The sequence below is a fragment of the Modestobacter marinus genome, assembly GCF_011758655.1.
GTDB classification, from domain to species: domain Bacteria; phylum Actinomycetota; class Actinomycetes; order Mycobacteriales; family Geodermatophilaceae; genus Modestobacter; species Modestobacter marinus.
Genome location: NZ_JAAMPA010000001.1, coordinates 2936428 through 2949596 on the forward strand (window position 1 = coordinate 2936428; position 13169 = coordinate 2949596).

11 protein-coding genes are annotated in these 13169 nt (G+C 75.2%); 5 read left to right on the forward strand and 6 right to left on the reverse strand.

Annotated elements, in window-relative coordinates:
- Positions 1–9: 9 nt before the first annotated feature.
- The 3 genes from FB380_RS13845 to FB380_RS13855 are packed head-to-tail and all read left to right on the forward strand — an operon-like array spanning position 10 to position 3094.
- Positions 10–855: an ABC transporter permease gene (locus FB380_RS13845; protein ID WP_166755534.1), complete on the forward strand. Its 846-nt coding sequence runs from the start codon at positions 10–12 to the stop codon at positions 853–855.
- Positions 852–1820, forward strand: coding sequence for a threonine/serine dehydratase family protein (locus tag FB380_RS13850; protein ID WP_208382853.1), 969 nt, complete (start codon positions 852–854; stop codon positions 1818–1820). The genes FB380_RS13845 and FB380_RS13850 overlap by 4 nt, the downstream gene beginning before the upstream one ends.
- 41 nt (positions 1821–1861) lie before the next feature.
- Entirely contained in the window at positions 1862–3094 is a 1233-nt protein-coding gene (locus tag FB380_RS13855) for a metal-dependent hydrolase family protein (RefSeq protein WP_166755535.1), read from the forward strand.
- Positions 3095–3143: 49 nt separating this feature from the next.
- Here FB380_RS13855 and FB380_RS13860 read toward each other — a convergent pair whose 3' ends face one another.
- The 5 genes from FB380_RS13860 to FB380_RS13880 all read right to left on the reverse strand — a co-directional run bounded on the left by FB380_RS13860 (position 3144) and on the right by FB380_RS13880 (position 8634).
- Positions 3144–4370: a M20 family metallo-hydrolase gene (locus tag FB380_RS13860; protein ID WP_166755536.1), complete on the reverse strand. Its 1227-nt coding sequence runs from the start codon at positions 4368–4370 to the stop codon at positions 3144–3146.
- Positions 4367–4813 (reverse strand): RidA family protein, encoded by a 447-nt coding sequence (locus tag FB380_RS13865; protein WP_166755537.1) that lies wholly within the window; start codon positions 4811–4813, stop codon positions 4367–4369. The genes FB380_RS13860 and FB380_RS13865 overlap by 4 nt, the downstream gene beginning before the upstream one ends.
- Positions 4810–6003 (reverse strand): amidohydrolase family protein, encoded by a 1194-nt coding sequence (locus FB380_RS13870; protein WP_166755538.1) that lies wholly within the window; start codon positions 6001–6003, stop codon positions 4810–4812. Before FB380_RS13870 ends, FB380_RS13865 begins: the two co-directional genes overlap by 4 nt.
- 1 nt (position 6004) lies before the next feature.
- The gene (locus FB380_RS13875; RefSeq protein ID WP_166755539.1) at positions 6005–6955 is read right to left on the reverse strand and encodes a threonine/serine dehydratase; all 951 of its coding nucleotides are present in this window, start codon (positions 6953–6955) and stop codon (positions 6005–6007) included.
- A 158-nt stretch (positions 6956–7113) separates the two neighbouring features.
- Positions 7114–8634, reverse strand: coding sequence for a M20/M25/M40 family metallo-hydrolase (locus FB380_RS13880; RefSeq protein WP_166755540.1), 1521 nt, complete (start codon positions 8632–8634; stop codon positions 7114–7116).
- A gap of 340 nt (positions 8635–8974) precedes the next feature.
- Between FB380_RS13880 and FB380_RS13885 the strand changes: the two genes are divergently transcribed.
- Complete coding sequence (locus FB380_RS13885) at positions 8975–10066, forward strand: DUF3048 domain-containing protein (protein WP_229681872.1); 1092 nt, start codon at positions 8975–8977, stop codon at positions 10064–10066.
- 66 nt (positions 10067–10132) lie between these two features.
- On the opposite strand, the gene FB380_RS13890 is transcribed toward FB380_RS13885, so the two are convergent.
- Positions 10133–10969, reverse strand: coding sequence for a hypothetical protein (locus FB380_RS13890; protein ID WP_166755541.1), 837 nt, complete (start codon positions 10967–10969; stop codon positions 10133–10135).
- Positions 10970–11142: 173 nt separating this feature from the next.
- Here FB380_RS13890 and FB380_RS24765 point away from each other — a divergent pair, with 173 nt between their 5' ends.
- On the forward strand, positions 11143–13062 hold the full coding sequence (locus FB380_RS24765) for a metallophosphoesterase (protein ID WP_166755542.1): 1920 nt from the start codon (positions 11143–11145) through the stop codon (positions 13060–13062).
- The last annotated feature ends 107 nt before the right edge of the window (positions 13063–13169 follow it).

The following is a 13169-nucleotide window of genomic DNA, read 5'->3' on the forward strand; positions in this document are numbered from 1 at the left end:
GAGGGTCCGATGAGAGCTTGGGGCCGGTTCCGGCACCACACCCCCGCGATGATCGGGCTGGGCATCATCGTCACGTTCGTCGTGCTGGCGATCTTCGCGCCGCTGATCTCGCCGTACGACCCGAACGCGCAGAACCTGGCGGAGGCGATCGAGGGACCGTCCGCGTCGCACTGGCTGGGCACCGACCAGCTGGGCCGGGACATCGCCACCCGGCTGATGTACGGCGCCCGGATCTCGCTGCTGATCGGCGTCCTGGCCGTCTCGATCGGCCTGGTCATCGGGGTGCCGCTGGGGATGGTCGCCGGTTACTACGGCGGCTGGGCCGACCTGGCGATCTCCCGGTTCGCGGACATGATGTTCGCCTTCACCTCGATCCTGCTGGCGCTCACGCTGGTCGCCGTCCTGGGCGTGAGCCTGCAGAACGTGATCATCGCGGTCGGGATCAGCGTGATCCCGGTGATCATCCGGCTGGTCCGCTCCTCGGTGCTCAGCCTGCGCGAGGAGCCCTACGTGGAGGCGGCCCGGGCGCTGGGCGCCAGCAACCTGCGGATCATCACCCGGCACGTCTTCCGCAACTCGCTGACGCCGGTGCTGGTGCACGGCACGCTGAGCATCGGGGTGAGCATCCTGCTCGCCGCGGGCCTGGGCTTCCTCGGCCTCGGCGTGCAGTCACCCACCGCCGAGTGGGGCACGATGCTGGGGGAGGGGCGGCAGTTCATCTTCAGCGCCCCGCACCTCACCACGTTCCCCGGCATCGCGATCTTCCTGGCCATCCTCGCCTTCAACCTGCTCGGCGACGGCCTGCGCGACGCCCTGGACCCGCGGATGCGGACCGTCGACGGGCCGGCCGGGTGAGCGCCGTGATCGAGGCCGGCCTGGTCTCCCTCGCCGACGTGCGGGCCGCGGCCGACCGGCTGGCCGGCCGCGTGCACCGCACCCCGGTGCTCCGCTCCACCACCCTCGGCGAGCTGTGGGGGGTGCGGCTGGACCTCAAGGCCGAGGTGTTCCAGCGGACCGGCAGCTTCAAGGCCCGCGGTGCGCTGAACAAGGTGTTGTCGCTGCCTCCCGAGGACCGCGCCCGCGGGGTGATCACGCTGTCCGCCGGCAACGCGGGGGCAGCGGTCGCCTACGCGGCCGCCGCCGTAGGGGTGCCCGGCACGGTGGTCATGCCGGCGACCGCGGTGCCGGCGAAGATCGCCGCCTGCCGCGCCTACGGGGCCGACGTCGTCCTCACCGACGGCGACCTGCTGGACGTCTACACCGCCACGGTCGCCGAGACCGGCCGGGTGCCGGTGCACCCGTTCGACGACCCCGCGGTCGTCGCCGGCACCGGCACCGTCGGGCTGGAGATCGCCGAGGACGTGCCCGACGCCGAGGTGGTGCTGGTGCCGGTCGGCGGGGGCGGGCTGATCTCCGGGGTCGCCGCGGCGCTGGCCCGGCTGGCACCGGAGGTGCGGGTGATCGGGGTGGAACCGGAGGCCGCCGACGTGATGACCCGCAGCCTGGCCGCCGGCGGACCGGTGCGGCACCCCGGCGCCCGCAGCGTGGCCGACGGGCTGGCCGCGCCGATGAGCGGGCAGGTCACCGTCGACCACGTGCAGGCCTTCGTCGAGCGGGTGGTGACGGTCAGCGACGAGGACATCCTGCGGGCGCTGCCGCTGGCGGTCTCCCGCACCAAGCTGCTGCTGGAGCCCTCGGCCGCCGCTCCGCTGGCCGCGCTGATGACCGGGGCGCTGGACCTGGCCCCGGGCACCCGGGTCGTCTCCGTCGCCAGCGGCGGCAACGTCGACCTCACCCTCCTCGGGCGACTGACCAGCTGAGCCCTGCTCGGGCGACCCACCCCCTGACCGGAAGGCACCGCATGACCCCCGCCAGCTTCCTGCTCCGCAACGTCACCGTCGTCGACGGCACCGGCGCCCCGCCCGTCCCCGGGCAGGCGCTGGTGGTCGAGGGCCGCCGGATCGTCTGGATCGGCCCGGTCGGCGACGCGCTGAGCACCGCGCCGGAGAACGTGGTGGACGGCGGCGGCCGCACGGTGCTACCCGGGATGATCAACTGCCACGTGCACCTGACCGCCGACGGTGCCCCGGACCTGATGGCGCAGACCGCCGGCGACACCGTGCCGCTGGCGACCCTGCGGGCGGCCGCCGGGGCGGTGGAGACGCTGATGTCCGGCGTCACCACCGTGCGCGACTGCGGTGCCGCCGACGACGTGGTGATCGAGCTGGCCAAGGCGATCGACCGGGGTCTGGTGCCCGGGCCGCGGGTGCAGGCCGCCGGCCGGGTGATCACCATGACCGGCGGGCACGGGCACTTCATCGGCCGCGAGGCCGACGGCCCGGACGAGGTGCGCAAGGCCACCCGCGCGGAGATCAAGGCGGGCGCGGCGGTGATCAAGGTGATGGCCACCGGCGGCGTGCTCACCGCGGGTGTCTCACCGACCCAGACCGCGCTGCTGCCCGAGGAGCTGGCGGTCGTCGCCCAGGAGGCGCACAACTCCGGCCGCCGGGTGACCACCCACGCGATCGGGCGGTCCGGCATCCACAATGCGCTGATCTCCGGCATCGACTCCATCGAGCACGGCTTCTACCTCGACGACGAGCTGCTGGACATCGCCGTCGCGCAGGGCACGTTCCTGGTGCCGACGATCCTCGCCGTCGACGGGATCACCCGGAACGGCACGGCCGCCGGGATCCCCGGCTGGGTCGTGGAGAAGGCGGAGAAGGAGGCGGCCAAGCAGCGGGAGAGCTTCGCCGCCGCCGTCGCCTCCGGCATGAAGATCGCCGCGGGCACCGACGCGGGGACGCCGTTCAACCCGCACGGCGACCTCGCCCGCGAGCTGGCGCTGATGGTGCACTACGGGCTGACCCCGATGCAGACCCTCGTGGCGGCCACCCGTGGCGCGGCGGAGAACCTCGGGCTGGCGCACGAGCTGGGCACCCTGGAGGTCGGCAAGCTGGCCGACCTGATCGTGGTCGACGGTGACCCGGTCGCCGACATCACCGTGACCGGCCGGGTGGTGCTGGTGGTCAAGGACGGCGTCGTCCACCGCGACGAGCTCGCCGGCACCGGCCCCGCCGTCCCCACCGCCTGACCCACCCGCGTTCCACCAAAATGGCCATTTTGGTGGAACGCGGGGGCGCTCACCAGGCGAGCTGGTGCAGGGCGGTGGCCAGGACCGAGGCGCCGCGGGCGCAGTCGGCCGGGGAGGTGTACTCCGCCGGGGTGTGCGAGCGGCCCTCGACGCTGGGCACGAACACCATCGCCGTCGGCACCCGGGAGGCCATCAGCTGGCTGTCGTGCCCGGCGCCGCTCGGCATCCGCCGCCAGCTGGCGCCGCACGCCTCGGCCGAGCCGCGGAGCACCTCCAGCAGGCCGGCGTCCATGGTCGCGGGCTCCTCGTCCTTGTCCCGCACGACGTCCACCTCGACCCCGTGCCGCTCGGCCACCGTCGTGCAGATCCGGTGCACCTCGTCCAGCAGCCGGTCGCGGACGCCGAGGTCGGGGTGCCGCAGGTCGACGGAGAAGCGGGCCAGCCCGGGCACGATGCTCGGCTGACCGGGCTCGACCGTCCAGCGCCCGGTGGTGACGACGGCCGGGCGGCCCTCCTGCTCGACCGCGGTGGTGATCTCCCGGGCCATCTGCGCGGCCGCCTGCAGGGCGTCGCGGCGCAGGTCCATCGGCGTGGCACCGGCGTGGTCCTGCCGGCCGCGCACGGTGACCGTCTCCCAGGCGATGCCCGGGATGACCTCGACCAGGCCCACGTCGACGCCCTCGTCGGCCAGCACCCGGCCCTGCTCGATGTGCAGCTCCAGGAAGGCGTGCAGGTCGTGCCGCTCCGCGTCCGCCACCGCCGCCGGGTCCAGGCCGGCCTCCCGCATGGCGTCGGCGAGCAGCACGCCGTCCCGGTCGCGGAGCCGGTCGGGCTCGTCCGGGGCGATCAGGCCGAGCATCCCGCGGGTGCCGAAGAAGTTGGCCGGGAAGCGGCTGCTCTCCTCCTCGCACAGCGCGACCACCTCCAGCGTGCGCACCGGGGTGCCGTGCTGGGCGCGCAGCGCGGCCAGCGCGGCCAGCCCGCCGACGACGCCGAGGGCACCGTCGTACTTGCCGCCGGAGGGCACGGTGTCCACGTGGGAACCGGTGAGGACGACGCCGTCCCCGGTGCCCGGGAGCCGCCCGAAGACGTTGCCCACCGCGTCGACCCGGCCCTCCAGCCCGGCCTCGTCGATCCAGCGCAGCAGCGCGTCCCGGGCCCGCTGCCAGGCCTCGTCGTACATGAAGCGGTACATGCCGTCGGGGGTGTCGCCGAGGGCGCCGAGCTCGGTGACGTACCGGGTCAGCAGCGCCTCGTCGACGTGCACGGCGGTCACGGGGCACCGACCCCGAGCACGAGCTGGACCTCGACCGGGGTGTCCAGCGGCAGCACCGGGGTGGCGACGGCGGTGCGGGCGTGCCGCCCCCGCTCGCCGAGCGCCTCGATCAGCACGTCGCTGGCGCCGTTGGCCACCAGGTGCTGCTCGGTGAAGTCGGGGGTGCTGGCCACGAAGACGGTGAGCTGCACGACCGACACGTCGGCCAGCGAGCCGAGGGTGGCGTTCGCGACGGCGAGGCCGTTCAGCGCGGCCAGCCGGGCCAGCTCGGCGCCGCCGGGCACGTCGACGGTGTCGCCGACCTTGCCGGTGCGCGGCAGCCGGCCGTCGACGAAGGGGAGCTGCCCGGCGATGAACAGCAGGTCGCCGTGCCGGCGGGCCGGGACGTAGTTCGCCCCCGGCGGCGGTGGGGTCGGCAGGGAGATCGTGGGGGTGTCGGTCACGGCGTCCTCCGGATCGGTTCGACCAGCCGCCCGCGGTGGACGACGGTGCGCACGTCGCTCAGGGCGGTCACGTCGTCCAGCGGGTTCCCGCCGGTGACCACCACGTGTCCGGGGGCGCCGACGGACAGGTGCCCCAGGTCGGGCCGGAGCAGGCAGGAGGCGGCGGTGGCGGTGACCGCCCGCAGCGCCTGCGCCGTCGTCAGCCCGATGTCGGCCACCAGCAGCGCCGCCTCCTCGGCGACCCCGCCGTGGGCGTTGAACGGCGTGCCGGCGTCGGTGGCCCCGGCGATCGGGATGCCGGCCCGCGCCGCGCGCCGCAGCGACTCGATCGCCACGGCCTGCACCTCCTCGGCCCGGGCCACCACGGCCGGGTCGACCTGGTCGCGGTGGCGCAGCATCCGGGCCACCGCGACCTGGGTGGTCACCAGCACCGCGCCGGTGGTGGCCATCAGCTCGACGGTCTCGTCGTCGAGGAGGTAGCCGTGCTCGACGCTGGTCGCCCCGGCGCGCAGCGCCCGGCGGGTGCCCTCGTGGCCGATGGCGTGCGCGGCGACCCACCGGCCCTGCGCACGCGCGACGGCGGCCGCGGCGGCCAGCTCGTCCTCGGCGAAGGGGGCGTTGCCGAGCGCGGACCCCGGGGTGAGCACCCCACCGGTGGCGACCAGTTTGATCCCGTCGGCCCCGACGGCGAGCTCGGCGCGGGCCGCCGCGGCCAGCTCGGGAACCCCCTGGACCTCCACCCCCAGGTAGGGGATGTGCCCGCCGGGGACGGTCAGCGCCCGGCCGGCCGCGGCGACCTCCGGGCCGGCGGCGCGGCCGGCGGCGATCCGCGCGGCGACGGCGATCGCGATCCCGCCGGGAGCGCCCAGGTCGCGCACCGCGACGGTGCCGGCGGCCAGGGAGCGCCGGGCGTTGTCCGCGGCGGTGGCGGCCAGCTGCGCCGCGCTCGACCCCACCACCGAACCGGCGAAGTCGGCGGCGCCGTCGGCGACCAGGTGCACGTGGGCGTCGACCATCCCCGGGACCACCGCGCCGTCGCCGGCGTCGACCTCGGTGACCTCCCCGGTCAGGTGCGGGGCGCGCGAGGCCGGACCGACGTAGGAGATGACGCCGTCCTCCACGACCACCGCGCCGCGCGGGACGGGGTCGCCGAGGACGGGCAGGACCAGGCCGCGCAGCAGTACCGGCACGTCAGACCCCCGTCTCGGGCAGCACCGACCAGGACGCCGGGTCGAGGTTCGCGCCGCACACCACGACGCCCACCCGGTCCCCGGCGGCCGCGACGTGCGCGCCGGACAGCAGGGCGGCCAGCGCGGTGGCCCCGCCGGGTTCGGCGAGCACCCGCAGCTCCTCCCAGAGCAGCCGCTGCGCCTCCCGGATCGCGTCGTCGGGCACCAGCACGGCGTCGTCGACGTACCGGGCGGCGACCTCGGCGGCGATCCCGCCGAGCCGGCGGGCGCCCAGCGCGTCGGCGGCCCGCCCACCCACCTCGACGTCCACCGGGTGCCCGGCCGCCCGGGCGGCGTGCAGCGTCGGTGCCCGCTCCGGCTCGACCCCGACCACCCGCAGGCTGTCGGTGTACCAGCTGGCGCAGCCGGCGATCAGCCCGCCGCCGCCGACGGCGATGAGCACCGTGTCCAGGTCGGGGGCCTGCTCGCTCAGCTCGGCGGCGACGGTGCCCTGCCCGGCGACCACCTCGGGCTGGTCGTAGGCGTGCACGCGCAGCGCGCCGGTGCGGGTCTCCTCCTCGACGCTCGCCCGGTGTGCCTCGGCGTAGTCACGGCCGACGGCCACCACCTCGGCGTCGTAGCGCCGGATCCGTTCCAGCTTGGCCGCCGGCGCGGCGGCCGGGACGAAGATCGTCGCCCGGTGCCCGAGCCGCTGGGCGGCGTACGCGACGGCGGCGCCGTGGTTGCCACCGGAGGCGGCGATGACCCCCGTCGCCGGGACGTCGGCGGACAGCAGCGTGTTGAACGCCCCGCGCGCCTTGAACGACCCGGAGTGCTGCAGCTGCTCGAGCTTGACGACGACGTCGTGCGGCAGCCCCAGGCCCGAGCCGGCCAGGACCACGACCGGTGTCCGCCGGACGAAGGGTGCGATCCGGGCGGCCGCCTGCCGGACGTCGGACCGGGTGATCGTCATGCGGGGTGTCCTCCTCCGGCCGTCCGGGGGCGGCGGCTCCCGCACGCTATCTCCCCGTGGCTGCCACCACCGGGCGGGGCCGGGCGGGGCCGGGCCGGACACGGCTGCGGGGCCGGACACCAGCTGGTGTCCGGCCCCGCAGGTGGAGCGGTGGGAGGTCAGGCCGCCACGCCGGTGCTCCGGTTGCCGGGGTCGACCTGCCCGCGGTCCTGGCCCTTGCCCTTGCCCTTGCCCTTGCCCTTGCCCTTGCCCGGGTGGTCGTCGGTCCGGTCGAGCGGGGTCGGGTCCTGGGCGAGCGACAGCGTGGCGAAGGCGATCGCCTTGCTGTTGATCCCCAGCGCGGTCAGGTCGACGTTGCTGAGGTCGTCGGCGGGGGAGTGGTAGTTCGGGTCGTGCGGGATCCCGGCGGTGCCGCCGAAGAGCGCGACCTCCTCGGGGGTCTTGATGTCGTCGGCGCCGGTGAAGAGCCCGGTGGCCGGGATGCCGTACTCGATGAAGCCCTGGTAGTCCGACCGGCCGGAGAACTCGGTGTCGACCCAGGGCTGGCGGGTGCGGTCGAAGTACCCGGTGAAGACCTGCTCGAGCGACGCCGACCCCTCCGGCACCGCGACCGGTGCGGTGTAGGTCGACTGGTCGGCGTCGTAGACCCCGATGATGTGGTTCGGCGAGCCGATCATGTCGAAGTTCAGGTAGCCGGCGATCTGGGCGCGCTCGGCGTCGGTCAGCGACTCGACGTACTCCCAGGAGCCGACCAGGCCGGACTCCTCGGCACCCCACCAGGCGAACCGCACGGCGTTGGTGGTCGGCTTCAGCTCGGCGAGCTCGAGCGCCGTCTGCAGGATGCCGGCCGAGCCGGTGCCGTTGTCGTTGATGCCCGGGCCGTCGGGCACCGAGTCCAGGTGCGCGCCGAGCATGATCACCTGGTCGGTGTCGCCGTAGGGGGTCTGGGCGATGACGTTGGAGGTGGTGGTCTCGGTGACCTCGACCTGGATGTCGAGGGTGACCGGCTGCCCCACCTGGCCGAGCAGCGCCTGCCCGGCCGCCTGGGTGAGCCCGCCGGCCGGGGCGCCGGGGACGGCCTCGCCCAGGGTGCCGTTCAGTGGCTCGTCGGCGACGTTGTTGTAGACCAGGACGCCCACCGCGCCGGCCGCGGTGGCCAGCTGCTGCTTGACGGTGAAGGAGCAGGCGCCGCGGGAGACGAGGACGACGGTGCCGGTCACCGTCGCCGGGTAGTCGGCGGCCTCGCAGCCCGGCGTCGCGTCGTCGGCGGCCAGCGCCGACAGCGGTGCGGTGACCGCGCCGGAGGGCGAGTACTCCATCGCGATGACGTCGACCGGCGCGCCGGCCACGGTCAGCTCCTCGGTCAGGGTGGTGGAGGAGACGAAGTCGAAGTACTGCCGCTGGACCTGGTAGCCGGCCTCCTCCAGCAGCCCCTGCACGTAGTCGGCGGAGGCGTCGTAGCCGGGCGTGCCGCTGGCGCGGTTCCCGCCGTGGGCGTCGGCGATCTCCTGGAACGCGGTGAGGTGCGCGGTGACCTCCTCGGTCGACACGCGCTGGGCGAAGCCGTTCGGGTGCGGGTTGCCCCCGGCGCTGGCCGGTGCGGCGATCAGGACCGAACCGGCGACCGTGGCCGCGGCGGTGGTCAGGGTGAGCGCTGACCGGCGGGTGCGGAGCGACATCGACGTCCTCTCGGGGAAGCGGCCGCAGCTCCCGTTCGGCGGCCGGTGACGGCAACCTAGGCACGGTCCCCGGGCTCCGTCGAGAGCCCGGGGACGATCCCGGTCCCGGCCGGTTCCGCATGCCGGCGCCTCGCCCGCGGGGAACCTGCTGGTGAGGACAGCGGGTCCGCCCGGGCCACCCTCACCTGGCGGGGCGGACACGCCGCGTGACGACACACCGGCGGACGGGTCCGGGAGACGTCGGCGGTGCGGCAGCCCGACCAGGCGGCCCCGCGGACCTACGGTGGTCCCGCCGCCCGCCGGGCGGCCTGGACAGATCGTCGCCGGAGGAGCGCCCGCCGTGACCCGTCCCCGTCTCCCCGCCGGCGCCGGACCGGCACCCCGGCGCCGGTTCGCCGCAGCCCTGCTGGTGGGGGTCGCGCTCACCGGGGTGGTGGCGTGCGGCAGCTCGACGGGGACGACGCCCGTGGCTGAGCGCACGCCGGCGACGACCCCGCCGCCGCCACCGCCGCCGCCTCCGCCCCCGCCGGTGCTCTGGCCGCTCACCGGGCTGGAGAGCGGCCCGGTCGACCCGCGCCCGGCGCTGGCCGTCAAGGTCGAGAACTCCACCGACGCCCGGCCGCAGACCGGCCTGGGCGCCGCCGACCTGGTGTGGGAGCAGGTCGTCGAGGGCGGCATCTCCCGCTACGTCGCGGTCTACCACTCGAACCTGCCGGCCGGGATCGGGCCGATCCGCTCCGTGCGCCCGATGGACCCGGCGATCGCCGCCCCGCTGCACGGCCTGTTCGCCTTCTCCGGTGGCCAGGCCGGCTACGTCGACGCGGTGGCCGCGGCCGGGATGCAGGTGCTCAGCAACGACGCCGGCGCCGGCGGCTTCTCCCGCACCAGCGACCGGCCGGCCCCGCACAACGTGCACGCCGACCCCCTGCTCCTCCTCGCCCAGGCCGACCCCGCCCACCAGGCGGCGCCGCCGCCGCAGTTCGACCTCGCGGCCGCGGCCGACCAGGCCACCGCGGTGACCGCCGGCACCCCGGCGACGAACCTGGCGCTCACGCTGTCCGGGGTCAGCCGCCCGCAGTGGACCTGGAGCCCGCCGGATGCCCGGTGGCTGCGGAGCGAGGGCAGCACCCCCGCCGTCGGGGCCGACGGCGCGCGGCTGGGTGCCACCAACGTCGTCGTCCTGCGGGTGGACGTCCGGGCGACCGCCGCCCGCGACCCGGCCGGCAACGCGGTGCCGGAGACCGTGCTGGTCGGCGAGGGCGAGGCCCTCGTCGCCACCGGTGGGCAGACGGTGGCCGCCACCTGGGTCAAGACCGGCGTCGGGGAGCGCGTGGTCCTGCGCGGGGCCGACGGCAACCCGGTCCGGCTGGCCCCGGGGAACACCTGGGTCGAGCTGGTGCCCAACTCCGGTGGCGCGGTCGCCGTCAGCTGAACCCCGGACGACGAACGCCCCGCGCCCGGGTGAACCGGGGCGGGGCGTTCGGGCGTCGCAGGGGGATCAGCCGCGGGACAGCACCGGGCGGTCCTTGGCCCACTGCAGGAAGCGCGCGGCCTGCTGCAGGTCGGGGAGGTCGTTGCCGACCAGCGAGCGGAGCAGGTCGTTGCTCCAGACCGCCAGCCGGCCGCTGGTCCACGCCGTCTTCTCCACCGGCGGGAGGTCCAGCTCGAAGACCGTCCGGGCCAGCTCCTTCTTCCCGCCGTTCGCGGCGGTGTACCGCACCACGGGCAGGAAGCGCTCGGGCTCCACGACGCAGAGGACCTTGGTCAGCAGCGCCTCCTTGAACGACGGGAAGCCCAGGCCCTTCTTGCTGCCCTCGATCAGCTGGGTCATCCGGTCCTCGAGCCGCATGCTCTCCGGCCCGTACAGCAGGTGCTCGATCGTCGCGCGCACCTGACCGGCCGCCTTGTCCGGGCCGGCGGTCTTCCACGCCCGGTTGAAGCCGGACACGTTGCCCGGGTCGGCGACGGTCGTGGAGTTGGCGAAGTACAGCAGCTGGTCCGGCGTCGCCGACGGCAGGTTCTCGCGGCTGAACAGCGCGGCGTACCGCGCGCGGTAGGGCTCGACGTCCGGGTCCGGTTCGGGCCGGTCCATGGCGAACTCCGACTGCAGCAGCATCACCCGCTCCCGCACGTCGGGACGGACGTCGGCCGGGGTGGGGAAGGACGCCTGCAGGGAGTCGAAGGACTGGACGGCGGGCCGGGCCGGGTCGCGGCGGGTCTCCCCGCGCAGCCACTCGGCGCCGCAGTCGTCGCAGTGGATCAGCAGCCGGCCGTCCGGCTGTGGCTTGCCCGAGATCTCCTCGGAAGCGCAGGTGGGGCAGGTGATCAGTGCCAAGGGAGCCCCGTTCGTCGGCGGCGAGTCAGCGAGAGCGTCGTCGTCGGTCAGGCCCCAGCGTCCCACGCCGGGCCGACGGCGTGTCACCTCCGGCCCCTTCCACGGGCCGCCGGACGCGCCGGGAGGCAGGGCAGCGCGGCGGCGCGTCGCACGACGCGGGAAGATGAGTCACGATGTCCAGCACCCGGGGTGGCGACCAGCTCCCTCTCCCGCTCCCGTTCACCCGCCGCCAGGAGGCCCAGCTCATCGCCCGGCGCGCCGGGTCGGTCGTCGCCCGCGTCGTCCAGGTGCTGCTGCGGTGGGCGCTGCGGCTCGTCCTGCCGTTGGCCTGCGCCGCTGCGGCGCTGCGCGCGTTCCCCTACGAGGCGACCGTGCAGGGCGTGCCGTTCGAGGTGCGCGGCACGCTGTTCACCCGGCCGGGGCTCAGCGCCGACACGACGCTGGGCAGCTGGGAGTTCCCGGAGGTCAGCGGGGTTCCGTTCGGGGTGCACATCAGCCCGGTCGACGTCGACGTCCTGCAGCTGACGAAGCTGGCCGGCGGGGACCTGCCCGGCTTCGTGGAGCGGATGCAGGCCGACTTCACCGCCCAGCTGCCCCGGATCGCCACCTGGCTGGTCGCCGAGCTCGTGCTGGGCCTCGTCGCCGGCCTGCTCATCGCCGCCGCGATCAACATGTCGATCCGCTACCTGCGGGGCCGGCCGCGCCGCCCGGACGAGCTGCGGCACCGGTCGCTGCAGGCCGCGGGCGCCGCCGCCGTCACGGTGGCCGTCGCCGGGTACGGGGTGCTCAGCTACAACCCGAACTGGGTCCGGGACTCGCAGCTGACCGGCACGCTGGCCGCGGCGCAGCTGTTCCCCAGCGAGCTGAGCGCCTACTACGACCAGTCGAACAAGGCGCTGGACGTGCTCGGCTCCGTGGTCGGCATCCAGGCGGCGCTGCAGGCCCAGATCGAGGACGCCCAGACGCCGGAGACCGCGCTGCAGGTCATGACCATCTCCGACATGCACCTGTCGGCGAACTACCCGCTCGCGGCGCGGTACGCGGACAACTACGACGTCGACCTGATCGTCAACACCGGCGACGAGAGCGCGTTCGGCACCCGCCAAGAGCTGACCCCGGCCTACCTGGAGGCGATCGCGGCCCTCACCGACATCGCCCCGATGCTCTGGGTGGCGGGCAACCACGACTCGCCGGCCACGGTGGAGGTCATGCGCACCGTCCCCGGCGTCACCGTCCTGGGCGACAAGGTCGCCACCGAGGGCGGCTACGACGTGTCCGCCGGCGTCGTGGACGCCTACGGGCTCACCGTGGCCGGCCTGTCCGACCCCCGGGTCTACGGCGGGCCGGGCCGGTACGGCGCCGACGCGCCCGACGTGGTGGAACCGCTGCAGCGCGAGGCGGTCCGCGAGGCCCTCGGCGTGCTGGAGGACGAGGAGATCGAGGAGGACGAGGAGATCGCCGCGGACGGGGCGGGCACCGACGACGGGCCGCTCCTCTGGGGTCGCGAGTCCGACCCCGCCGACGACGCGTCCGCAGCCGGGGAGGGCGCTGCCGTGGGGGACGGCCCGGTCGCCGGCGAGGACGGGTCGGCGCTGGACGGCGTCGAGGCCGCGGCGGAGGACCCCGCGGAGGACCTGGAGACGATCGACGTCTTCGCCGTCCACGAGCCGGTGGCCGCCGAGGAGCTGCGCGAGGTGCTGCCCGGGCGGATCCGGCAGACGATCTCCGGCCACGTCCACGCCCAGAACGACAGCTCCGAGATCCAGGACGAGGACGGCGCGATCGACCTCGTCGAGGGATCGACCGGGGCCGGCGGGCTGGACAACATCGCGCGCGGCACGGGCCGGCCGCCGATCGAGTTCAGCATCGTGTCCGTCGCCACCGACTGCCAGTTCACCCGGGTCATCCGCTTCTCGATCGAGTCGACGCAGCCCGCGCTGGTCCCCCCGCCCACGGCGGACTCGCCGCAGGACTTCGGCGACGACGTCACCGCCTCGACGGTCTACTTCCGGCCCCAGGACATCGCGCCCGACCGGGTCTGCGGCACGCAGCTCGGCATCGGTGAGCAGCGCCCCTGGCCGCTGCCGGAGTGACCGGCCGCTGAGCGGGAGCCGCCCCGCTCGTCCCCCGGAAGGGTGGAGTCCAGCGCCCTGGGCCACTCCGGCCGTCCTCCGGGCTCCCCGCCGGCCCGGACGGCACC

Bases quoted from the DNA above. Each gene is read 5' to 3' on its own strand.
- FB380_RS13845 (WP_166755534.1), top strand. From the start codon at position 10: ATGAGAGCTTGGGGCCGGTTCCGGCACCACACCCCCGCGATGATCGGG.
- FB380_RS13875 (WP_166755539.1), bottom strand. From the start codon at position 6,955: ATGACGATCACCCGGTCCGACGTCCGGCAGGCGGCCGCCCGGATCGCA.
- FB380_RS24765 (WP_166755542.1), top strand. From the start codon at position 11,143: ATGTCCAGCACCCGGGGTGGCGACCAGCTCCCTCTCCCGCTCCCGTTC.
- FB380_RS13880 (WP_166755540.1), bottom strand. From the start codon at position 8,634: ATGTCGCTCCGCACCCGCCGGTCAGCGCTCACCCTGACCACCGCCGCG.
- FB380_RS13855 (WP_166755535.1), top strand. From the start codon at position 1,862: ATGACCCCCGCCAGCTTCCTGCTCCGCAACGTCACCGTCGTCGACGGC.